The organism is Streptomyces recifensis, assembly GCF_002154615.1.
Classification (GTDB): domain Bacteria; phylum Actinomycetota; class Actinomycetes; order Streptomycetales; family Streptomycetaceae; genus Streptomyces; species Streptomyces griseoluteus.
The window spans coordinates 1-20900 of record NZ_MUNH01000094.1 but is presented as its reverse complement, the minus strand read 5'-3'; the positions used below and the strand labels follow the sequence as shown (position 1 = coordinate 20900).

The following is a 20900-nucleotide window of genomic DNA, read 5'->3' as shown; positions in this document are numbered from 1 at the left end:
GGTCCGCCCCTCCGCCGGTGGAGGGGGCGGTCACCGGCGGAGGGGCGGACCGTAAGCTCGGGGTATGGAGGTGTGGGTGCCGTACCTGATCCTGTGCGGTGGGCCGGCGGTGGTGCCGGGAGCGCTGACCGGGCTGACTCTCCACGTGCGGCGGCGGGGCGGCGCCGGGGGCGTGCCGGCCGCGTACGAGGAGGCGTTCCGGGCGACCGGCCATGCCGCGTACCAGAAGATCCGGGCGGAGGCCGAGCGGAAGACGCCTGCGGACTCACCCGGCGGGCCCTTCAGGAGGACACGGTGACGGACGGCGAGTGCCGGCCGGTGGCCGACACGCTCGGGTTCCTCGCCGGGCGGTGGCGGGTGACCCGTACCGTGCGGGATCTCGCGGGCGCGGACGAGGGGTACTTCACCGGGCACACCGGCTTCAGCCCGCTGGACGGCGGGTTGCTGCACGAGGAGGCCGGGGAGTTCACCTGGCAGGGCGTGACGCGGCCCGCGACGCGGACGCTGCGGTTCATGGCGGGGGCCGAGCCGGGCACGGCGGACGTGCGGTTCGCGGACGGGCGGCCCTTCCACGACCTGGACCTGCGCAGCGGGCGGCACATCGCCGGGCACCCCTGCGCGGCCGACTTCTACCGGGGCGAGTTCACCGTGACCGACGCCGACCACTGGCGTTCGGTGTGGCGGGTCGGCGGCCCGAAGAAGGACCTCGTGCTCACCACCGACTACGTGCGTGAGGGCTGAGGCGACACCGCGTCCAGCCGCAGGGTCCAGCGGCCCGCGCGGCCGGCGACGGTGATCGTGGAGAGCGGCCGTACGTCGATGCTCCAGAAGGCGGCCGGCGGCGCCTGGAGGGCGTAGACCAGGGCCGCGCGGATCACGGCCGGTTCGGCCACGGCGACGATGCGGGCGTGGTCGTCACCGGGCCGGGTGTCGAGCCAGCCGCCCACCCGTGAGATGAAGGCGAGCATCGATTCGCCGCCATGCGGGCTGGCTCTCGGGTCGGCGAGCCAGGCGTCCACCGCCTGCGGCTCGCGGGCCATCGCCTCGGCCAGGGTCAGCCCCCGCCAGCGCCCCATGTCGCAGTCACGCAGGGCCAGCTGGGAGAGCGGGGCGTAGCCGAGCGCATCGCCGGTGGCGCGACTGCGCGGGGTCGGGGAGCAGTAGCGCAACTCGGCGGCCGCGAGCGGCAGCAGATACCCGACGACGCGCTGCACCTCGTCCCAGCCCGCCTGGTCCAGCGGCCGGTCGTCCTGGAACCGCTCCGCGTGCGACGGGGAACCGTGCGCTGCGGCCACGAACGTCACCCGAAGTGGCATGCGGTGATGGTGATCCCCGTACGGGGGCCGGTCAAGTGCCCGCACGCGGGCCGCTGTGAGGGTGACCGGAAAACACCGCCCCCGCTGTCTCAACGCCCCTTTTTCCGCTTCGACTTGTGCGCGTTCACCGCACTTCGTCCCACGCCGACCGCAGCCGCCGCACCCCTTCCGCGATTTCTCCCGTGCTCGCGACCGCGGCGAAGCTCAGCCGGAGGTGGGCCGCCGGGGGTTCGGCGCTGAAGTAGGGCCGGCCGGGGGTGACGGAGATGCCCGCGCGCAGCGCGGCGGCGGTCAGCGCGGACTCCGTGACACCCTCGGGCAGCCGGAGCCAGAGGTGGTAGCCGCCGAACGGAATGTGCGGCAGGGCGAGTTCGGGCAGAAGCAGCCCGAGCGCGCCGGTCATCGCCTCCCGGCGTGCCGCCAACTCCGCCGCCAGCGAGCGCAGATGGCGCGGCCATGCCGGTGAGCCGACGAGTTCGAGCGCCGCCTCCTGGAGCGGCCGGGGCACGAAGAAACTGTCCACGACCTGGATGGCGCGCAGGCGTTCCAGCACCGGTCCGCGCGCGGCGAGGGCGGCCACCCGGAAGCTGGGTGAGGTCGCCTTGGTGAGCGAGCCGACGTGCACCACGACCCCGTCCGGGTCGTCCGCCGCCAGCGGCCGGGGCAGTTCAGGAGCGTCGGCGTGCGCGAGACGGCGTACGAAGTCGTCCTCGATGACGAAGGCACCCGAGGCGCGGGCGATGCGCAGCACCTCGGTGCGGCGGTCGGGGGCGAGCACGGCGCCGGTCGGGTTCTGGAACAGGGGCTGGCAGACGAAGACGCGGGCGCCGGTGGCGCGGAAGGCGTCGGCCAGCAGTTCGGGGCGTACGCCGTCGGCGTCGACCGGCACCGGTACGGGCCGCAGGCCGGCGGCGCGGGCGAGGTCCAGCATGCCGGGGTAGGTGGGCGACTCGACCAGGACCGGCGCGCCGGGCGGGGCGAGCGCGCGCAGCGCGGTGGCCAGCGCGGACTGGCCGCCGGACGCGATGAGCACCTCGGCTGCGGTGACGGACCCGCCGATGCCCCGGGCGAACCACTCCCGCAGTTCGGGCAGCCCCTCCAGCGGCGGCCTGCCCCAGGCACCGGGCCGTCGTCCGGCGCGGGCGAGCGCGGCGGCCATGGCCTGCTCGGGCTGGAGACCGGGGTGCGGGTAGCCGCCGCTCAGTTCCAGCACGCCGGGCGGCGGTGCGGGCAGCGAGACCATGACCCCGGAGGCGTCCACGGTGCGCGGTACGACATCTCCGGCGGCGTCGGCGCTCAGCGCGACCTCCTGCCAGGAGGTGTCCCCGGCGGGCGGGGTCGCGGCGCGCGGGCCGGCCCGGAAGGCACCCGCGCCGGGCCGGGTGACGACCAGGCCCTCGGCGGCGAGCCGGGCCAACGCGCGGGAGACGGTGACCGGACTGACCCGGAACCGCTCGACCAGCGCACGGCTCGACGGGAGCTTTCCACCAGGTGAGTAGCGGTCCAGCTCCCTCCGCAACTGTTCCGCCAGCTCCCGCACACTGCTACGCTCGTTCATGAGAGCACAGAGTAGCGCTACCGATACGACCGCGATAGCAGTCACCGCACCCCGCGAGCCCCTCCTCGTGGGCACCGGCCAGGCGGCCCTCGGCGTCGTCGCCTTCTCCCTCACCTTCCCGGCCACCGCCTGGGGTCTGGAGAGCTTCGGGCCCTGGTCGCTCGTGGCGGTCCGGGGTGTCCTCGCGGCCCTGGTCGCGGGCGCCTGCCTGCTGCTTCTGCGCGTGCCGCTGCCCGAGGCCCGCCATCTGCCGGGGCTCGCGATGGTCGGGATCGGCACGGTGCTGGGCTTCCCGCTGCTGACGACGCTCGCGCTCCAGACCTCGACCACCGCGCACGCGGCCGTCGTCGTGGGCCTGTTGCCCCTGACCACCGCCGCGGTGTCCGCCCTGCGCACCGGCGTACGCCCCTCGCGCCGCTTCTGGACGGCGGCCCTGGCCGGCGCCGCGGCCGTCGTCGCGTTCACGGTCACCCAGAGCGGCGGCGCCCTGACCAGGGCGGACGTCTATCTCTTCGGGGCCCTGCTGATCTGCGCGGCCGGGTACACGGAGGGCGGCCGGCTCGCCCGGGTCATGCCGGGCTGGCAGGTCATCGGCTGGGCCCTGGTGCTGTGCCTGCCGCTGAGCGCGCTCGGCACGGCGGTGGCCCTGGGGCACGAGCCGGTGCGGCTCACCGCCCACGGGATCGCCGGGGTGCTGTGGGTCGCGGTGGGCTCGCAGTTCCTCGGGCTGCTGCTCTGGTACCGGGGCATGGCGGTCGTCGGCATCCCGCGGGCCAGCCAGTTGCAGTTGGCCCAGCCCCTGCTCACACTGGTGTGGTCGGCACTGCTACTGGGCGAGCACGTCCCCGCCGCGGCCCCGCTGACCGCGGTCGCCGTGCTCGTGTGCATCGCCGTCACCCAACGGTCGTGACCGTGAGGAGGGCCTCACAATGCGCGCTACGAAGGGCGACCACCTCGTCCAGCACGGACGAGTGGTGGGCCAGCACGATCAGGTCACCGAAGTGGTCGAAGTGATCGGCGAGAAGGGCGAACCGCCCTACCGCGTCCGCTTCGAGGACGGGCACGAGGCCATCATGTCGCCCGGCCCGGACTGCCAGGTCCGCCACCACGAGGACGAGACGAGCTAACGGAACACAACGGGGTCAGCGCGGGGGTCTCGCCGGCCGGCGGTAGTGGTCGGCGACCACCCGTGCCATCGCGCCCAGCGGATCGCGGGCCACGTCCTGGGCGGCGAAGAACACATGCCCGCGCACCTGCGGATATTCATCGGCCAGGGTGAGATGCCGGGACAGTTCGGCGGGGTCCTGCCAGGCGGGAGGCTGCCCGGCCGCGCCCGCCTTGTAGAGCGCCTCCCCCACGTACAGCCGGGTCCCGGTGCCCGCGGCCTCGGCCGCCCACCAGTCGAGGAGCTTGGCGTAGTCGGCGGCCGGGAAGCCGATGTTCCAGTAGATCTGCGGGACGATGTAGTCGATCCAGTGCTCGCGCACCCACCTCCGGGTGTCCGCGTACAAGTCGTCGTACGTCTGCACGCCGGCCCGGGTGTCGGAGCCGCGCGGATCGGTCGCCGCGTTGCGCCAGACGCCGAAGGGGCTGATCCCGAAGCGGGTGCCGGGCCGGACCCGGCGGATGCCCGCCGCGACCTCCCGCACCAGCCGGTCGATGTTGTCGCGCCGCCAGGCGGCCCGGTCCTCGAAGCCGCCCCCGTACGCGTCGTAGGCGGTGTCGTCGTCGAAGGTCTGCCCGGCGACCGGGTACGGGTAGAAGTAGTCGTCGAAGTGGACCGCGTCCACGGGGTACTTGGCGACCGCGTCCAGCATGGCCACCCGGACGAAGCGCCGGACCTCGGGCAGGCCGGGGTTGTAGTACAGCTTGCCGCCGTAGGGCACCACCCACTCCGGGTGGAGCCGCGCCGGATGGTCCGGGGTGAGCCGGCCGGGGTCGGTGTGGTTGGCGACGCGGTGCGGGTTGAACCAGGCGTGCAGTTCCAGGCCGCGCGCGTGGGCCTCGCGCACGGCGGTGCCCAGGGGGTCCCAGCCGGGGTCGCGGCCCTGGGTGCCGGTGAGGTACTCCGCCCAGGGCTCGTACGGCGAGGGCCACAGGGCGTCGGCGGTGGGGCGCACCTGGAAGATCACGGTGTTCAGCCGGTCGGCCACCGCCCGGTCGAGGTGGGCGATCAACTCGGCCCGCTGCTCCTCGGGCGGGAGCCCCGGCCGCGAGGGCCAGTCCCGGTTGGCGACCGTGGCGAGCCAGACCCCGCGCATCTCCCGGCGGTGCCGTCCCGAGGCGTACGCCGGGGTGCTCCCGGCCGTCGCCAGAGCGGCCAGCGCCCCCAGGGCGAGCGTCCGCCGCGAGACGGCCGCCACCCCCGTACGCGTCCCGGTCACCGCGCGAGCCGTCATCGGCACCTCCCCCACGCTCCGAGTCCGCCCCGTGACGGATCGTCCCGGAGGCACGGCTTGTCCCTACCCCGTCGATCGATCATCGATACTTGGCGGTAACGTGCACGATCGGAGCAGGCACCGAATCCGGACGCCCTGCACGAGCCGGAGAACCAGCGAAGGGGACGATGTGACGGACTTCCGAGCCGGAGACATCTCGCGCGTCGGAGTCGTGGGCTGCGGCCAGATGGGCGCGGGCATCGCCGAGGTGTGCGCACGCGCGGGACTGGACGTGAAGGTCGCCGAGACCACCGGCGACGCCCTGGAGTACGGCCGTACCCGGCTGCACAACTCCCTGGCCAAGGCGGCCGAGCGCGGCAAGATCAGCGAGGAGGAGCGCGACGCGGCCCTCTCCCGGCTGAGCTTCACCACCGACCTGGGCGAGTTCGCCGACCGCGATCTGGTGATCGAGGCCGTGGTGGAGAACGAGCAGGTGAAGACGGAGATCTTCCAGGTGCTCGACCAGGTGGTGACCCGCCCGGACGCGATCCTGGCCTCGAACACCTCCTCCATCCCCCTGGTCAAGCTGGCGGTCGCCACCTCGCGCCCCGACCACGTGATCGGGATCCACTTCTTCAACCCGGCCCCGGTGCAGAACCTGGTCGAGCTGATCCCGGCCCTCACCACCTCCGAGGGCACGCTCAGCCGGGCGCAGATCTTCGCGGAGAAGACGCTGGGCAAGCACGCCATCCGCGCGCAGGACCGCTCCGGCTTCGTCGTCAACGCGCTGCTGGTGCCGTACCTCCTCTCCGCGATCCGGATGTTCGAGTCCGGCATCGCCAGCCGTGAGGACATCGACAACGGCATGGAGATGGGCTGTGCCCACCCGATGGGTCCCCTGAAGCTCTCCGACCTCATCGGCCTGGACACGATCGTCTCGATCGCCAATTCCATGTACGCCGAGTACAAGGAGCCGCTGTACGCCGCTCCCCCGCTGCTCCAGCGCATGGTCGAGGCGGGCCGGCTGGGCCGGAAGTCCGGGTCGGGCTTCTACTCGTACTGAGCAGACTGTGGGGTGGTCGCACACGTGCTGACCGCACACATGTCGATCGCACATGGACCCGGCACTCATATGAGTGCCGGGTCCATGTGTTTCACACTCCGTGTGCGCCGGGGGCTCGCATATGCCGTTCGCACACGCTCCCCACGGGCCCACCAGGGCGGTTGACTCTGCATGCGCATGCAAGGGATGCGGAGTCGTCCCGTCCGACCACGGAAAGGAGTGGACCCGTGACCGTCGAACCGGAGCAGGCCGTGGTTCACGGAGAACTGGCCGAGTTACGCCGCCGCCTCGACGTCGCCTACGCGCGCGTCGAAGGCGGGCTGGCCCTGCTCAGTCACCGTACCGAGGAGACCGCCAAGGAGCTCGACGAGCTGAACTCCCGCGTGAAGTCCCTCGAACACGCCCGTTGGCCACTGACCTCGGTGGCCGCGCTCACCGCCCTCGGAGCGCTGGCCGTCGCCGTCTGGCAGGCGCTGGCTCACTGACCGTCGGCGAGCCGGAGATGGTGCAGCAGGAGTAACGCGGCCGCCATGTTGGCGGCCGGGACCTCCCCTCGGGCGATCATGTCGGGGACGAGTTTGAGCGGGACCCACTCACGGCGGTCCGACTCGAAGTCGTCCACGGGATGACCGGTGTACTCACCCTGGTCGGACCAGTAGACGTGGTGCCGGGCGTCGGTGAGGCCGTTGGACGGCTCCACACTCATCAGGTGGTGCAGAGGCCCCGGCCGCCAGCCGGTCTCCTCCTCCAGCTCCCGCGCGGCCGCGGTCATGATGTCCTCCCCGTCCTCCACGACCCCGGCGGCCAGTTCCCAGCCCCAGCTGTCGGTGATGAAGCGGTGCCGCCACAGCAGCAGGACCTCGTTGGCCTCGTTGACCACCGTGGCGACGGCGACCGGACGGAGCCGGATCAGGAAGTGGTCCAGATGTGAGCCGTTGGGCAGCTCGACATCCGCCAGATTGACGCTGAACCAGCGATTCGCGTACACAGTTTGTTCGTTCTGTTTCGTCCACTGCACGGTTCTGCCACCTTCCGCCGAGTAAGTGGCAATATCGCAGCAGGGACTATTCCCGGCCTACAGGGCGCTCGCTTCGGCGGCGCGCGCCCCCGCCCGCTACAGCGGGACGCGCAGCGCGCCGTCGATCAGTTCCGCCGCGTCCGCGGTGCCGGCCGAGCCGCAGCGCACCAGGTACTCGCGGACCGCCCGGAGCCGGTCGCGCAGCCGCTGGGACTCCATGCCGCGGGCCTGCTCGGCCATCTGCACGGCCGTCGCCACCGCCTTGTCGGCGTTGCCCTGCCGCAGCTCGATCGTGCTCAGCATCGCCAGCCGGTGCACCCGGCCCCGGTCGTGCGCCGGGGTGTCCACGGCCGCCGCCGCGTGCTCCCGCGCGGCCGACAGTTCACCGAGGCTCAGCAGCGCCTCGGCCACCTGGACGTTCACCAGGCCCGGCTGGACGTAGCCGGTCTCGTCCGGCTCGGTGCCCGGCCGGATCTGCCCGGCCGCCGACTCCGCCCGCCGGATGCAGGACAGCGCGCCGCCCCCGTCGCCGAGGTGCGCGTACGCCTTGGCCTGCATCGCGTACAAGTCGGAGGCGAGCGCCGGGGTGATGTGGCGGCCCGCCGTACGCAGCGCGGCCTCCGCGAAGGCGACCGCCTGGCGGTACTCCCGCATGAACAGCGACTGGTTGACCAGCAGCGCTATCACGTACGCCCCCAGCCCCCGGTCGCCGCTCGCCTTGGCCAGCCGCAGCGCCTGGTGGAAGTAGCGCTGGGCCAGGCCGTGGGCGTCGGAGTCGTAGGCGCAGATGCCCGCGATGGCCACCAACCCTCCGGTGGCTCGGTGCAGTTGACGGCCGGTGTCGTCGGGGTAGCTGCCGCGCAGCAGGGGCGCGGCCTCGGCGTTGAGGAAGCCGACGATCCGGGTGCGGGTCGCCACCCCGCCCGTCTTGCGGTACATCTGCTCGTAGTGGGCGCGGGCCGCCCGCAGGGTGCCGATGTCGGCCTCGGTGACCCGGAGGTGTCCGCCGCGCGAGACGTCGACGTCCTCCGGCGGGTTCTCCCACTCCCACACCGGCATCACGGCGGGCGTGCCGGTGACGGCGGGGGCGCCCAGGACGTGCGGGCGCTGCTGTTCGTCGGAGCGCCACAGCGCGGTGGCCCGCTCCACGAAGCCGGAGAGCGAGCCGGCGTGCGCGGTGGCCGGTTCACCCGGTACGCCGAGACCGATGTCGTCCAGCGTGACCGGGCGCCGTAACCGTCCCGCGAGCACCTCGCAGATCAGGTCCGGCACCTGGCCTCTGGGCCGCTGGCCCTTCAGCCAGCGGGCGACGGCGGTGTGTTCGTATCTGAGGGCGAGTCCCCGGCGGCGGCCCGCCTGGTTGACGTGGGCGGCGAGCCCGGCGTGCGAGATCCCCGCCTCGTCCAGGATCGCGTCGAGCAGAGTGTTGGGCTGCATGGTGGCCCCCCGAGTGGCGTGGTGCCGTAAGCGTAGTGCGAACGGGTTCACACGGGGTGTGAACAAAGTGCGCGCATCCGCGCCCCGCGCGCACTGTCCGGCGAGCGGGCCGGGCCGCTTCACTTGGGTCCCCCGCCTCACCAGAGGCGGGCCGGGCCGCCCGCTCCCCCTCAGAAGGCGGCGGTCCGGCCGAGCGCCCCCGGGCGTCGGGCGGAGCCCCGCCTCTCACCGCCGCGCGGAACCGGTACCGCGTCGCCGGTACGGCCCTCGGGCCACCGGCCCCGCGTTCGCGCGGCGGCGGCCGGGCACCCGGCCCGGCGGGCGCCGGGAACGGCGCCGGCCGGCCACGGATCGAGTCCGTGACCGGCCGGTGCCTTCGGCTTCTCGCGGGGGTCAGCCGCGCAGCTCCGCGCCCGTGCGCTCGTTCGCCACGGCGACCGCGGCGTCGCGCGCCGCGGACGCCTCGTCCACGGTCAGCGTGCGGTCGGCGGCCCGGAAGCGCAGCGCGTACGCCAGGGACTTGCGGCCCTCGCCGAGCTGCTCCGGGTTCTCGTACACGTCGAACAGCCGGATGGACTCCAGCAGCTCGCCCGCGCCCTCGCGCAGCGCGGCCTCGACGTCGGCGGCCGGCACCGGCTTGTCGACGACCAACGCGACGTCCTGCGTGGCGACCGGGAAGGTGGAGATGGCGGGCGCCTGCGGGGTGTCGTCGCCGGCCTCCTCCAGGGCGTCCAGGTCGACCTCCATCGCCGAGGTGCGCTCGGGCAGACCGAGGGCCTTGAGCACGCGCGGGTGGAGTTCGCCCGCGTGGCCGACGACGCGCTCGGCGCCGTCCACCACGACCGCCAGCTCGGCGCAGCGGCCGGGGTGCCAGGGGCCGTACTGGGCCTTGCGCACGATCAGCTCGGCACCGGTCTCGCGGGCGACGGTCCGGGCGGCCTCGACGGCGTCCGCCCAGTCGGCCGGGCGGCCCTTGCCCCACCAGCCGGCCTGCTCGCGGGCGCCGGTGAGGGCGACGGCCACGTGGCGCGGCTGCTCGGGCAGCACGGCGTCCAGGCGGGCGATCTCCTCGTCGGTGGGCCGGCGGTCGACGGGCAGGTGTCCGGCCACAGCGGCGGCCTCGCGCGGCAGGAAGACCAGGCCGGTCTCGAACAGCGCCAGGTCGTGCGAGCCCCGGCCGTCGTTGCGGCGCAGCGCGCCCAGCAGGCCGGGCAGCAGCGTGGTGCGGAGCGCGGGCTCCTCGTCGTTGAGCGGGTTGGCCAGCTTCACCACGCGGCGGGCCGGGTCACCGGCGTCCAGACCGAGCTGGTCGAAGACCTGCTCGGAGACGAACGGGTAGTTCGGCGCCTCGACGTAGCCCGCGCCGGCCAGGGCGCGGCCGACCCGGCGGTGCAGCCGCTGGCGGTGGGTCAGGCCGCGGCCGGAGCGGGGCCTGGGCAGCGTGGAGGGCAGGTTCTCGTAGCCCTCCAGCCGGATGACCTCCTCCGCGAGGTCGTTGGGGTCGGTGAGGTCGGGCCGCCAGGACGGGACGGTGACGATCAGCTCGTCCTGCCCGTACACGTCGCTGCCGATCTCCTGGAGACGGCGGACGACGGTCTCGCGGCCGTAGGTGACGCCCGCGACCTTGTCCGGGTGGTCGGCCGGGATGGCGATCGTGCGCGGCGCGGACGGCGCGACGATCTCGGTGACGCCGGCCTCGGCGGTGCCGCCCGCGAGCAGGACCAGCAGGTCCACGGTGCGCTGCGCGGCAGCGGCGGCGGCCTCGGGGTCGACACCGCGCTCGTAGCGGCGGGACGCCTCGGTGGACAGCTTGTGCCGGCGGGCCGTACGCGCGACGGAGACGGCGTTGAAGTGGGCCGCCTCCACCACGACGTCCGAGGTGGAGCGCTCGGTGTCGTCGTGGTCGGCGATCTCCGTGTTCGCGCCGCCCATGACACCGGCCAGGCCGATGGGGCCGCGCTCGTCGGTGATGACGAGGTCCTCGGCGTGCAGCGTGCGCTCGACCCCGTCGAGGGTGCGCAGCTTCTCGCCCTCCTCGGCGCGGCGGACCCCGATGGCGCCCTGGACCGAGGTGCGGTCGTAGGCGTGCAGGGGCTGGCCCAGCTCCATCATCACGTAGTTGGTGACGTCCACGGCCAGCGAGACCGGGCGCATGCCGACCTTCTGCAGGCGGCGGCGCAGCCAGATCGGGGACCGCGCCTCGGGGCTCAGACCGGTGACGGTGCGGGCGGTGAAGCGGTCGCAGCCCATCGGGTCGGAGACCTTCACCGGGTAGCCGTAAGCGTTCGGCGCGGGCACGTCGATCAGCGCCGGGTCGCGCAGCGGCAGGCCGTAGGCGATGGCGGTCTCGCGGGCGACGCCGCGGATGGACAGGCAGTCGCCGCGGTTGGCGGTGACGGCGATGTCCAGCACCTCGTCGACCAGCTCCAGCAGCTCGATGGCGTCCTTGCCGACCTCGGTCTCCGGCGGCAGCACGATGATGCCGTGGGTGCCGTCGTCGCCCATGCCCAGCTCGTCGGTGGAGCAGATCATGCCGTGCGAGGTCTTGCCGTACGTCTTGCGCGCGGCGATGGCGAAGTCGCCGGGCAGCACTGCGCCGGGCAGGACCACGACGACCTTGTCGCCGACCGCGAAGTTGCGGGCACCGCAGACGATCTCCTGCGGCTCACCGGTGCCGTTGGCGGTGCCGACGTCGACCGTGCAGAAGCGGATCGGCTTCTTGAAGCCCTCCAGCTCCTCGATGGTCAGCACCTGGCCGACGACGAGGGGGCCCTTCAGGCCGGCACCGAGCTGTTCGACGGTCTCGACCTCGAGGCCGGAGTCGATGAGCTTGGCCTGTACGTCGCGGCCGGTCTCGGACTCCGGCAGGTCGACGTACTCCCGCAGCCAGGAAAGCGGGACACGCATCAGATCTCCATCCCGAACGGCCGGGTGAACCGGACGTCACCCTCGACCATGTCTCGCATGTCTTCGACGTTGTGGCGGAACATCAGCATCCGCTCGATGCCGAACCCGAAGGCGAACCCGCTGTACTTCTCCGGGTCGACACCGCAGGCGGTCAGCACCTTGGGGTTGACCATGCCGCAGCCGCCCAGCTCGATCCAGCCCTCGCTGGAGCAGGTGCGGCAGGGCCGGTCGGGGTTGCCGACGGACGCGCCGCGGCAGACGTAGCACACCATGTCCATCTCGGCGGACGGCTCGGTGAACGGGAAGAAGTTCGGCCGCAGCCGGGTCTTCATGTCCGGGCCGAACAGCGACTGGACCATGTGGTCCAGAGTGCCCTTGAGGTCGGCCATGGTCAGGCCCTCGTCGACGGCGAGCAGCTCGACCTGGTGGAAGACCGGGGTGTGCGTGGCGTCCAGCTCGTCGGTGCGGTACACGCGGCCGGGGCAGATCACGTAGACCGGCGGCTCGCGGTCCAGCAGGGAGCGGATCTGCACGGGCGAGGTGTGGGTGCGCAGCACGACGCCGGACTCGGTGCCGCCCTTCTCGTCGCGGACGAAGAAGGTGTCGGCCTCACCGCGCGCCGGGTGGTCGGGGCCGATGTTGAGCGCGTCGAAGTTGAACCACTCGGCCTCGGCCTCGGGGCCCTCGGCGACCTCGTAGCCCATGGCCACGAAGATGTCCTCGATGCGCTCGGAGAGCGTGGTCAGCGGGTGCCGGGCACCGGCGGGGACACGGTCGTACGGCAGGGTGACGTCGACGTCCTCCTCGACCAGCACCCGCGCGTCGCGCTCGGCCTCCAGCTCCGCCTGGCGGGCCGCGAGCGCCTTGTTGACGGCGCCGCGGGCCATGCCGACCCGCTTGCCGGCGTCGGCCTTGGCGTGCGGGGGCAGGGCGCCGATCTCGCGGTTGGCGAGGGACAGCGGGGAGGCCGGGCCGGTGTGGGCGACCTTGGCCTCGTGGAGCGCCTCGAGGGAGTCCGCGGCACGGAAGGCGGCGAGCGCCTCGTCCCGCATGCGCTCGATCTCTTCCGGTTTCAACGCCTCGACCTCGACAGGGTCGTACGACTTATTCGGTGCCGACATCTCTTCCCGTGCTTCCGATTGGGTGGCTGGTGGTCCCGTCACCGCCCGAGGGGGTCCCGGCGGGCCGCGTACGGACACAAAGGTGCCAGGGGCCGAGTCTAACGGGGACGGGCTGGACGAATGGCCCGCGGGCGCCTAGGCCAGGTAGGCCGGGGCGCTCACGGGCAACGTAAATCGGAACCGCGCGCCGCCACCGGGGGCGCGGCCGACCGTGATGGTGCCGCCGTGGGCCTCGACGATGCCCTTGACGATGTAGAGCCCGAGGCCGGTGCCGCCGCGCTTGCTGCCCCGCCAGAAGCGGGTGAAGACGCGGTTCATGGACTCCTCCGGGATGCCGGGCCCCTCGTCGCTCACCGTGACCGACGTGGCTGTCTCCTCGCCCTCGCGCGGGGACGGGGCGGGCGTGACGTCGATTGTGACGGTTCCGGCGCCGTGGCGCACCGCGTTTTCCAGCAGGTTGCTGAGCACCTGGTCGACCTTGTCGGGGTCGGCCCACAGGGCGGGCAGCGGGTGCTCGACGCGGAGCAGGAAGCGGTCGGCGGGCTGGCCGGCGGCGACGTGGGCCTGGATGTGCCGACCGACGGCGGCTCCGATGTCGACGGGCTGGCGGCGCACCTCCAGCCGGCCGCTGTCGATGCGGGAGATGTCGAGGAGTTCGGCGATGAGCCGGGTGACCCGGTCGGCGTCGGCGTCGACGGTCTCCAGCATCAGCCGCTTCTGCTCATCGGTGAACCGCTCCCACTTGGCCAGCAGGGTGGCGGTGAAACCCTTGACGGAGGTCAGCGGGGAACGCAGCTCGTGCGCGACGGTGGCGATCAGCTCGGCATGGCTGCGCTCGGTGCGGCGCCGGGCGTCGGTGTCCCGGAGGGTGACGACCAGGCGGCGCAGCGGGCCGAGGGGCTCGTCGCGTACGTAGCGGGCGGCGACCAGCACCTCGCGGCCGCCGGGCAGCAGCAGGTTCCGCTCGGGCTGGCGGACCCGGATGGCGAGGCCGCCGTAGGGGTCGGTGAGCTGCCACCAGCGGCGGCCTTCGAGGTCCTCCAGCGGCAGCGCCTTCTCCAGCGGCCGGCCGAGGGCGTCGGCGGGGCTGACGGCGGTGATCCGGGCGGCGGCGGCGTTGAACCGTACGACCCGGCCGTGCTCGTCGGCGACGACGAGCCCGTCGGGGAGCTGGTCGGGGTCGATCGCGTCGGCGGGAAACGCGCGCACGTCCCGCCCGTCCGGCGCCGCACTCGTGCCGACCACACTCATCCCCGTACCCCACCTCTCAGCCTGCGCAGGGCCCCCGAGTGGGTCACCCTACTAGCTCCGGGTGACGGAACGGCAGCCTCCGGGAGCGCGCTGGGCGCGCGCCGACGCGTAGAGGCATACGGCGGCGGCGGTCGCCAGGTTCAGGCTCTCGGCCTTGCCGTGGATGGGGACGCTGACGACGGCGTCGGCGAGGGCCCGGGTCTCCTCGGGCAGTCCCCACGCCTCGTTGCCGAACACCCAGGCGGTGGGGTCGCCCATGGCGCCCTTGTCCAGCTCCTCGTCGAGGTCGCGGTCCCCGGCGCCGTCGGCGGCGAGGATGCGCACCCCGGCGTCCTTGAGCCCCTGGACGGCCTGTTCCACGGGGACGCCCATGGCGACGGGCAGGTGGAAGAGGGAGCCGACGGAGGCGCGTACGGCCTTGGGGTTGTACAGGTCCACGGAGGCGTCGGTGAGGATGACCGCGTCGGCGCCGGCGGCATCCGCGCAGCGCAGGACCGTGCCCGCGTTGCCGGGGTCGCGGACGTGCGCGAGGACGGCGACCAGGGCGGGGCGGGCGGAGAGGATGTCCTCGAACGGGGTGTCCAGGAACCGGCAGACGCCGACGACACCCTGCGGGGTGACGGTGGTGGAGATGTCGGCGATGACGTCCTCGTCGGCGAGGTGCACCCGCGCGCCCGCGGCACGTGCCTCGGCGATGATGTCGGCGTACCGCTCCGCGGCCTCGACGGTGGCGAACAGCTCCACCAGCGTGGACTCCCCGTCGACCCGGTGCCCGGCGGCCTCCCGCACGGCCTGCGGCCCCTCCGCGAGGAACAGCCGCTCCTTCCCCCGGAAATTCCGCCTCCCCAGCCGTCGCGCGGCACTCACCCGCGCCGAACGAGGAGAGATCAACTCAGGGTTGCCGGAGCCCATGTTCCTCATCACTTTCAACCGAAATCCAACAGCAAGCGGTGTCGTCCAGGGGCGCGGGGAACTGCGCGACCAGCCACGACGGCGCCGCACCCGACGACACCCACCGCCCGCCCCAACGACAGGACCCGCAAGCAAAATAGCCTGCGGGTCCTGGAGACAACCGGCTCAAGGCCAGCGCAGCGTCACGCGGCCTTCGGCGCGTTCACGTCGGCCGGGAGCGCCTTCTGGGCGACCTCGACGAGCGCCGCGAACGCGGTGCCGTCGTTGACGGCCAGCTCGGCCAGGATCTTGCGGTCGACCTCGATGTTCGCGGCCTTGAGACCCTGGATGAAGCGGTTGTAGGTGATGCCGTTGGCGCGGGCAGCGGCGTTGATCCGCTGGATCCAGAGCTGACGGAAGTCACCCTTGCGCTTCTTGCGGTCGTTGTAGTTGTAGACCAGCGAGTGGGTGACCTGCTCCTTGGCCTTGCGGTACAGGCGCGAGCGCTGACCACGGTAGCCGGAAGCCTGCTCGAGGATCGCCCGGCGCTTCTTGTGGGCGTTGACTGCCCGCTTGACGCGTGCCACTTGTTAACTCCTTGTAGCGGGGCCGGTGAGTGGACTCGGACTCACACGACCCGAAAACGATTGGGTCCCGGTGTCGACGTACGGCGCGCTAGAGGCGCCGCGACGTCACTTGCCGAGAAGCTTCTTGATCTTCGCGGCGTCGCCCGGAGCCATCTCGGCGGTGCCGGTGAGGCGGCGCGTCACGCGGGACGACTTGTGCTCGAGCAGGTGGCGCTTGCCGGCGCGCTCACGGAGCACCTTGCCGGAGCCGGTGACCTTGAAGCGCTTGCTGGCACCGCTGTGCGACTTGTTCTTCGGCATAGCGCCGTTATCTCCTCGTCGGTGGCGCTCCGGTGCCCGGTCGTGAAACCGGGCACGGTGGAGCGTCGCTCTCTTATCGGTTGGTTCCGTCGGGACCTGTGGGTCCCTCGGGATCACGCCTCGGCGGGAGCCTCGGCAGGGGCCTCGACGTCCACGTCCTCGGCGGTCTCGGCGTCCGCGGCGTTCTGCGAGCGGCCGGGGTTGGCCTTCGCGTCGGCCTTGCGGGCCTCCTGCGCCTGGCGGGCCTCGGCCATCGCCTCGGTCTTCTTCTTGTGCGGACCGAGGACCATGATCATGTTTCGGCCGTCCTGCTTCGGGTTCGACTCGACGAACCCGAGGTCCTGGACGTCCTCCGCGAGGCGCTGCAGCAGTCGGTAGCCCAGCTCGGGGCGGGACTGCTCACGGCCACGGAACATGATCGTGATCTTGACCTTGTCGCCCTGCTTGAGGAACCGGACGACGTGACCCTTCTTGGTGTCGTAGTCGTGCGGGTCGATCTTCGGCCGGAGCTTCATCTCCTTGATGACCGTGTGCGCCTGGTTCTTGCGCGCCTCACGGGCCTTCATGGCCGACTCGTACTTGAACTTCCCGTAGTCCATGAGCTTGCACACGGGCGGACGGGCGTTCGCCGCGACCTCGACCAGGTCCAGGTCGTACTCCTGCGCAAGCTCCAGTGCCTTGGCCAGCGGGACGATGCCCACCTGCTCGCCACTGGGACCGACAAGTCGCACCTCGGGAACGCGAATCCGGTCGTTGATGCGGGGCTCGGCGCTGATGGATCCTCCTCGGTAGCACCACGCGACGGTCTGGCGGACAGCCGCGTAACGTCTGTATCAGTAAGACCTAACCGCGCCGAAGCACAAAAAATGCCCCGGACGATCACATGCGGGGCTCCTCGAACTACCGGAACACCGCCGCGATGGCCGCGGGGCGCGCTCTCGGACGGTGTCCGACGCCTGGGCGACGAATCCGTCTGACCGGTGACCCGCCGCCCGTGAGGGTGGTCGGGTGGGAGCTCGAAGCCTCCACTTGTGGGCCGGAGTGCTCGCCGCGTGGGCGTACTCGTCCGGCCGGTCGTTACACCAGGTTAGCAGGAGCGGCGCGCGGCAGCCAATCTCGTGTCTCCCGGCCGTGCGGCCGGGGTCCGGTCGGGAGGTGCCGGGGACCGGCGCCTATCGTGTGGGGTATGAGTGAGACCTCCCCTGAGACGCCCGACTTCGACGCCATGACCCGCGACATCGCCGAGGTCCCCGCTGTCGAGGTGATCGTGACGGTCGCCGTCAACCTGATGAGCGCGGCCGCGGTGAAGCTCGGGCTGAGCGAGGAGGGCGAGAAGTACAAGGACCTGGACGAGGCCCGCAAGCTGATCAGCGCCCTCGCCGGCCTGCTGGACGCGAGCACGACCGAGATCAGCTCCTTCCACGCCGCCCCGCTGCGCGACGGCCTGAAGTCGCTCCAGCTCGCCTTCCGCGAGGCGTCCCTCGTCCCGGACGAGCCGGGCCAGGGCCCCGGCGAGAAGTACACCGGGGCCGTCTACGGCTAGTCGTCAGTCACGCACGAACAGGGGCTCGCCCGGAGGGGTGGTTCCGGCCGGCAGGAGTGCCAGGTCGAGGCCGCGCACCAGGCGGGCCCTCAGCGTTTCGTCGGCGGCCAGCCGCTCGGCGACCGCGCGGGCGGCCCGGGCGGGCGGCACGGCAGGGTCCAGGACGAGCGCCAGGGTGCCGTCGGCCTCGCCGGGGCCCAGGTGCGCGGAGCGTACGGCGGGCTCGGCGGCGACGGCCGCGCGGACGGCGGCCACCACGGCCGGGTCGGTCAGCGGGTCCACGCTGGTACGGCCCTCGGCGAGCGCGAGCAGCGCGGGACCGGTCAGCTCGAACGGCACCGGCCCGGCGAGGTCCAGCACGACCGTGTCGGCCTTCTCATGGGCGGCGGCCTGGAGCGCCTGGTGCAGCGGTACGGCGACCGGCCGGGCGGCGGGGTCCCAGCGGGCCAGCGACGCGGTGGAGGTGAAGGCGGGCAGCGCGGTGCGCCCGGCGGCCTTCAGCGTGGGAACAGCCATGTCGCTGGTCTTCTCCCGGCGCAGCCCGTTCTCGTCCACCTCGACCTCCCCGAGCACGGCGACGACGGGCACGAGCAGCCGGGCTCCCTTGAGCGCCTCCAGCACCGGCCCGAGCGCCGCCCGGTCCTCGGCCCAGGCCGCGAGCGCGGCACTCAGCCGGGGATCGGCGGAGCCGTCGTCGTCGGAGAACCCGGAGTCGGGAATGTTCTTGTTCACCACGCTCCCGACCCTATCGGGGGCGGGACGGGGCCGAGCCGACGGGAGGCGTCGATGCGAGCGCTGAGGGTGGCGGTGCCCGAGGGAGCCCGGCTGTCGGCGGGCGTGCTCGATCCGGGCTCCGGACGGAGCGCGGTGTACGGCGACGGCTCCTTCGACGCGGCGAGCGTGGTCAAGGTCGGCATCCTGGCCGCGCTGCTGCTCGGCGCCCAGGACGCGGACCGGGAGCTGACGGGGGCGGAGCGGGAGCGGGCCGCGCGGATGATCGGCCGGAGCGACAACGCCTCGGCGACCGAGCTGTGGCACGGGATCGGCGGCGCCCCCGGCCTGGACGCGGCCCACCGCCGCCTCGGCCTCACCGCGACGGTGGGCGGCACGAACGGCTACTGGGGCCTGACCCGCACCACGGCGCGGGACCAGCTGACCCTGCTTCGGCACGTGTTCGCCCCCTCCCCCGTGCTGACCCCGGCCTCGCGCGCCCGTCTGGCCGCCCTGATGGCCTCCGTGGTGCCCGACCAGCGATGGGGTGTCTCGGCGGTGGGCCCCGGCGCGCTGAAGAACGGCTGGTTCCCGCGCGACGCGACCGGGCGCTGGGTCGTGCACAGCGTCGGCCGGGCGTCGGGCGCCCACGGGGACCGCCTGCTGGCGGTCCTCACCGAAGGCACGTCGAGCCGGGCGGAGGGCATCGCCCTGGTGGAGTCGGCGGCGCGGGCGGCGGTACGGGCGTTCGCCGACTCCGCGTGATCAGTGAAGGGTGCCCGGCCTGCGGCCGCGCCGGATCACCACGGCCGCCGCGATCAGGAGGGCGATGCCGGTGGCGCCCGCCGGCCAGGCTGCCCAGCCGGTGCCGGAGGAGGCGGAGCCGGAGGCGTCGGGGCCCGGGCCGAAGTACTTCTTGGCGTAGGTGGCGGGTCGGAGGGTGTCCGGCTTCAGGGTCGCCGCGGTCTTCAGGGCGGCGGCCGGATCGATCATGCCGAAGCCTCGGGAGTCGTCGCGGCCGCCCGCGGGGGCGTCCCGCGCGGTGTCCTCCAGCACCTTCTTGACCTGGGCCGGTGTGAGCTTCGGCCGGTCGGCCTTGAGCAGGGCCGCCGCGCCGGAGACGAAGGCGGAGGCGGCCGAGGTGCCCCAGCCCTCGTAGTAGCGGTGGTCGGGGTCGGCGATGACGACGTCCACACCGGGCGCGCTGACGGCGGCGTACCAGCGGCGGGTGGAGAAGGAGGCGCGGGTGCCGTAGCGGTCGACCGCGGCGACGGCGATGACGCCGGGGTAGGCGGCCGGGTAGGAGACGTGGTCGCCCTTGTCGCCGCCGTTGCCCGCCGAGGCGACCACGACGACGCCCTTGCCGAGGGCGTACTGCACGGCCTCGTCCTCCCCGGCCTCGGGGTGCGCGGAGTCGGAGTCGTCACCGAGGGAGAGGTTGATGACGTCGGCGCCGTGGTCGGCGGCCCAGCGGATGCCGTCCGCGAGGGCGTTGCCGCGGGTGACCCGGGCCTTGGCGCGGGCGGGGTCCTTGTCCTCCAGGATGACCCGTACGGGGAGGATCTTCGCCTCGGGCGCGACGCCCATGATCCCTGCGCCGTCGCCGGGTCCGTGCCCGTGACCGGCGATGATCCCGGCCATGGCGGTGCCGTGCCGGGCCCAGGCCCGGTCGCCGGGCCCGGCGCCGAAGCCGACCATGTCCTTGCCGGGCAGCACGTTGCCCGCGAGGTCGGGGTGGTCGTCCTCCACGCCGGTGTCGAGCACGGCGACGGTGACGCCCTGCCCCCGGGTGGTGCGCCACGCCTCGTCGAGATGGAGCGCGGACAGTCCCCACTGCTGGGCGCGGATGGAGTCGGCGTGGGCGGTGGCTGCGGGGAGCAGGGCGAGACCGGCCGCGAGCAGCAGACTGGACGCGGTGCGGGTACGGCGCCTCATGACGGTTTCTCCGTGGCCGGGCTGACGGTCTGGCGGAGCTTGCGCTGGATACGGTCGGCGAGCCCCTGGGCCTCGTTGCCGAGGCCGGCCTGCGCGGGTGCGGAGGTGGCGCCGGAGCGCACCGCGTCCTGGGCGGGCTCGGGGGTGTCGACGGTGCGGCCGTCGGCCCAGCCGGAGACGGCGAAGGCGACGATGGGCGCGTCGGTGAGGACACTGACCGTCCAGCTCGCACGCTGCTTCGCGCCGAACCCGGCGGCGGGGGTGCCCTCGGCGGCGTAAGGCAGGGGCAGCAGGTCGGTGCGCCGGTCGAGGCGCTCGTTCCGGAAGCGGGCGGCGAGCCCGGCCATGGCCGCGGGGTCGGCCTTGGTGAACAGCAGTCCCACGGTGGTGACATGGGTCCGGGTGGCGTCGGTGTAGGTGGCGCGCAGCAGGCGGGCGCAGCCCACGGGGGCGAGGGCGCGCGCCAACAGCGGGTCGAAGGCTCCCGCGCAGCCGGTGTCGGGGGCCACCGCTATCCGGGTCCAGCTCCGGTCGGCTCCGCCGGGTCCGGCGCCGGTGCCCCGCACGGTGGGCGGGAAGAGCTGGTCGACGGGCACGTCGTGCCAGAGCGACCCGGCGGCGGCGAAGCCGCTGTCCGCGGTGCGGTCGCCGTCCTCGCCGGTGAGCCAACTCCCGGCCAGCGCACCGCCGATGAGCCCGAGTCCGAGCACGACGCAGACGGCGGCGACACCGGTGCGGCTGCGCAGCCGGGCCAGCGGGCCGAGGCCGCTGACGGGTTCCTCGTACGGCTCGGGCTGCCCGAACGCGCCGACCGGCCAGGGGGCGTTCCAGGAGAGGGCCGGGTCGGGCGCGGGCGCCGGGCTCCAGGCGGGCGCGGGTGGCAC

Annotated in this window: 23 protein-coding genes; 8 read left to right on the top strand and 15 right to left on the bottom strand. The window is 73.2% G+C overall.

Annotation, left to right across the window (positions count from 1 at the left end; genetic code table 11):
• The first annotated feature begins 64 nt into the window (after positions 1-64).
• On the top strand, positions 65-298 hold the full coding sequence (locus tag CCN33_RS06130) for a hypothetical protein (RefSeq protein WP_086691967.1): 234 nt from the start codon (positions 65-67) through the stop codon (positions 296-298).
• On the top strand, positions 295-741 hold the full coding sequence (locus CCN33_RS06125) for a DUF6314 family protein (RefSeq protein WP_086691964.1): 447 nt from the start codon (positions 295-297) through the stop codon (positions 739-741). Before CCN33_RS06130 ends, CCN33_RS06125 begins: the two co-directional genes overlap by 4 nt.
• Here the strand turns inward: CCN33_RS06125 and CCN33_RS06120 are convergent.
• A complete protein-coding gene (locus tag CCN33_RS06120; RefSeq protein ID WP_086691961.1) occupies positions 723-1316 on the bottom strand; it encodes a histidine phosphatase family protein in 594 nt (197 codons plus the stop codon). The two genes, CCN33_RS06125 and CCN33_RS06120, sit on opposite strands and share 19 nt — an antisense overlap.
• Positions 1317-1440: 124 nt before the next feature.
• Positions 1441-2874 (bottom strand): aminotransferase-like domain-containing protein, encoded by a 1434-nt coding sequence (locus CCN33_RS06115; RefSeq protein ID WP_208621667.1) that lies wholly within the window; start codon positions 2872-2874, stop codon positions 1441-1443.
• Between CCN33_RS06115 and CCN33_RS06110 the strand changes: the two genes are divergently transcribed.
• The gene (locus tag CCN33_RS06110; protein WP_086691955.1) at positions 2873-3784 is read left to right on the top strand and encodes a DMT family transporter; all 912 of its coding nucleotides are present in this window, start codon (positions 2873-2875) and stop codon (positions 3782-3784) included. The genes CCN33_RS06115 and CCN33_RS06110 overlap by 2 nt on opposite strands.
• 19 nt (positions 3785-3803) lie before the next feature.
• A complete protein-coding gene (locus tag CCN33_RS06105) occupies positions 3804-4001 on the top strand; it encodes a DUF1918 domain-containing protein (RefSeq protein WP_086691953.1) in 198 nt (65 codons plus the stop codon).
• Between the two features lie 15 nt (positions 4002-4016).
• Here the strand turns inward: CCN33_RS06105 and CCN33_RS06100 are convergent, their stop codons facing one another.
• Positions 4017-5273, bottom strand: a complete 1257-nt coding sequence (locus CCN33_RS06100; protein ID WP_086691950.1) for a glycoside hydrolase family 10-like protein — start codon at positions 5271-5273, stop codon at positions 4017-4019.
• Between the two features lie 169 nt (positions 5274-5442).
• Here CCN33_RS06100 and CCN33_RS06095 point away from each other — a divergent pair, with 169 nt between their 5' ends.
• Both CCN33_RS06095 and CCN33_RS06090 read left to right on the top strand, forming a co-directional pair.
• Positions 5443-6315, top strand: coding sequence for a 3-hydroxybutyryl-CoA dehydrogenase (locus CCN33_RS06095; RefSeq protein ID WP_207229171.1), 873 nt, complete (start codon positions 5443-5445; stop codon positions 6313-6315).
• A 227-nt stretch (positions 6316-6542) separates the two neighbouring features.
• Complete coding sequence (locus CCN33_RS06090) at positions 6543-6800, top strand: hypothetical protein (protein WP_030812856.1); 258 nt, start codon at positions 6543-6545, stop codon at positions 6798-6800.
• On the opposite strand, the gene CCN33_RS06085 is transcribed toward CCN33_RS06090, so the two are convergent.
• The 9 genes from CCN33_RS06085 to infC form a co-directional block, all read right to left on the bottom strand.
• A complete protein-coding gene (locus CCN33_RS06085; protein ID WP_086691947.1) occupies positions 6794-7333 on the bottom strand; it encodes an NUDIX hydrolase in 540 nt (179 codons plus the stop codon). The two genes, CCN33_RS06090 and CCN33_RS06085, sit on opposite strands and share 7 nt — an antisense overlap.
• Before the next feature lie 96 nt (positions 7334-7429).
• A complete protein-coding gene (locus CCN33_RS06080; RefSeq protein ID WP_086691944.1) occupies positions 7430-8770 on the bottom strand; it encodes an NsdA family TPR-like regulatory protein in 1341 nt (446 codons plus the stop codon).
• A 393-nt stretch (positions 8771-9163) separates the two neighbouring features.
• Entirely contained in the window at positions 9164-11677 is a 2514-nt protein-coding gene (gene pheT / locus CCN33_RS06075; RefSeq protein WP_086691940.1) for a phenylalanine--tRNA ligase subunit beta, read from the bottom strand.
• Entirely contained in the window at positions 11677-12798 is a 1122-nt protein-coding gene (gene pheS / locus CCN33_RS06070; protein ID WP_086691937.1) for a phenylalanine--tRNA ligase subunit alpha, read from the bottom strand. The genes pheT and pheS overlap by 1 nt, the downstream gene beginning before the upstream one ends.
• Before the next feature lie 135 nt (positions 12799-12933).
• Positions 12934-14049 carry a sensor histidine kinase gene (locus tag CCN33_RS06065; protein WP_086691934.1) on the bottom strand — a complete coding sequence of 372 codons (1116 nt, stop codon included), beginning with the start codon at positions 14047-14049 and terminating at the stop codon, positions 12934-12936.
• 51 nt (positions 14050-14100) lie between these two features.
• Positions 14101-14961 (bottom strand): TrmH family RNA methyltransferase, encoded by an 861-nt coding sequence (locus tag CCN33_RS06060; protein ID WP_086691931.1) that lies wholly within the window; start codon positions 14959-14961, stop codon positions 14101-14103.
• Positions 14962-15143: 182 nt separating this feature from the next.
• On the bottom strand, positions 15144-15527 hold the full coding sequence (gene rplT, locus CCN33_RS06055) for a 50S ribosomal protein L20 (RefSeq protein WP_030812835.1): 384 nt from the start codon (positions 15525-15527) through the stop codon (positions 15144-15146).
• 105 nt (positions 15528-15632) lie between these two features.
• Positions 15633-15827, bottom strand: coding sequence for a 50S ribosomal protein L35 (gene rpmI, locus CCN33_RS06050; protein WP_018549118.1), 195 nt, complete (start codon positions 15825-15827; stop codon positions 15633-15635).
• 113 nt (positions 15828-15940) lie between these two features.
• Complete coding sequence (gene infC / locus CCN33_RS06045) at positions 15941-16603, bottom strand: translation initiation factor IF-3 (protein WP_086691928.1); 663 nt, start codon at positions 16601-16603, stop codon at positions 15941-15943.
• A 410-nt stretch (positions 16604-17013) separates the two neighbouring features.
• Here infC and CCN33_RS06040 point away from each other — a divergent pair, with 410 nt between their 5' ends.
• Positions 17014-17370 (top strand): DUF1844 domain-containing protein, encoded by a 357-nt coding sequence (locus tag CCN33_RS06040; protein ID WP_030812829.1) that lies wholly within the window; start codon positions 17014-17016, stop codon positions 17368-17370.
• A 3-nt stretch (positions 17371-17373) separates the two neighbouring features.
• On the opposite strand, the gene CCN33_RS06035 is transcribed toward CCN33_RS06040, so the two are convergent.
• Positions 17374-18105 carry an SseB family protein gene (locus tag CCN33_RS06035; RefSeq protein ID WP_086691925.1) on the bottom strand — a complete coding sequence of 244 codons (732 nt, stop codon included), beginning with the start codon at positions 18103-18105 and terminating at the stop codon, positions 17374-17376.
• A gap of 51 nt (positions 18106-18156) precedes the next feature.
• On the opposite strand from CCN33_RS06035, the gene CCN33_RS06030 reads away from it, so the two are divergent.
• A complete protein-coding gene (locus CCN33_RS06030) occupies positions 18157-18846 on the top strand; it encodes a serine hydrolase (protein ID WP_086691922.1) in 690 nt (229 codons plus the stop codon).
• On the opposite strand, the gene mycP is transcribed toward CCN33_RS06030, so the two are convergent.
• Both mycP and CCN33_RS06020 read right to left on the bottom strand, forming a co-directional pair.
• Positions 18847-20016, bottom strand: coding sequence for a type VII secretion-associated serine protease mycosin (gene mycP, locus CCN33_RS06025; RefSeq protein ID WP_086691919.1), 1170 nt, complete (start codon positions 20014-20016; stop codon positions 18847-18849).
• Positions 20013-20900, bottom strand: a complete 888-nt coding sequence (locus CCN33_RS06020) for a hypothetical protein (protein ID WP_425275829.1) — start codon at positions 20898-20900, stop codon at positions 20013-20015. The genes mycP and CCN33_RS06020 overlap by 4 nt, the downstream gene beginning before the upstream one ends.

Coding starts and splice junctions, on each gene's coding strand:
- CCN33_RS06130 (WP_086691967.1), top strand. CDS start 65: ATGGAGGTGTGGGTGCCGTACCTGATCCTGTGCGGTGGGCCGGCGGTG.
- CCN33_RS06120 (WP_086691961.1), bottom strand. CDS start 1,316: ATGCCACTTCGGGTGACGTTCGTGGCCGCAGCGCACGGTTCCCCGTCG.
- CCN33_RS06110 (WP_086691955.1), top strand. CDS start 2,873: ATGAGAGCACAGAGTAGCGCTACCGATACGACCGCGATAGCAGTCACC.
- CCN33_RS06115 (WP_208621667.1), bottom strand. CDS start 2,874: ATGAACGAGCGTAGCAGTGTGCGGGAGCTGGCGGAACAGTTGCGGAGG.
- CCN33_RS06105 (WP_086691953.1), top strand. CDS start 3,804: ATGCGCGCTACGAAGGGCGACCACCTCGTCCAGCACGGACGAGTGGTG.
- CCN33_RS06100 (WP_086691950.1), bottom strand. CDS start 5,273: ATGACGGCTCGCGCGGTGACCGGGACGCGTACGGGGGTGGCGGCCGTC.
- CCN33_RS06080 (WP_086691944.1), bottom strand. CDS start 8,770: ATGCAGCCCAACACTCTGCTCGACGCGATCCTGGACGAGGCGGGGATC.
- pheT (WP_086691940.1), bottom strand. CDS start 11,677: ATGCGTGTCCCGCTTTCCTGGCTGCGGGAGTACGTCGACCTGCCGGAG.
- pheS (WP_086691937.1), bottom strand. CDS start 12,798: ATGTCGGCACCGAATAAGTCGTACGACCCTGTCGAGGTCGAGGCGTTG.
- CCN33_RS06065 (WP_086691934.1), bottom strand. CDS start 14,049: ATGAGTGTGGTCGGCACGAGTGCGGCGCCGGACGGGCGGGACGTGCGC.
- CCN33_RS06060 (WP_086691931.1), bottom strand. CDS start 14,961: ATGGGCTCCGGCAACCCTGAGTTGATCTCTCCTCGTTCGGCGCGGGTG.
- rpmI (WP_018549118.1), bottom strand. CDS start 15,827: ATGCCGAAGAACAAGTCGCACAGCGGTGCCAGCAAGCGCTTCAAGGTC.
- CCN33_RS06040 (WP_030812829.1), top strand. CDS start 17,014: ATGAGTGAGACCTCCCCTGAGACGCCCGACTTCGACGCCATGACCCGC.
- CCN33_RS06030 (WP_086691922.1), top strand. CDS start 18,157: ATGCGAGCGCTGAGGGTGGCGGTGCCCGAGGGAGCCCGGCTGTCGGCG.
- mycP (WP_086691919.1), bottom strand. CDS start 20,016: ATGAGGCGCCGTACCCGCACCGCGTCCAGTCTGCTGCTCGCGGCCGGT.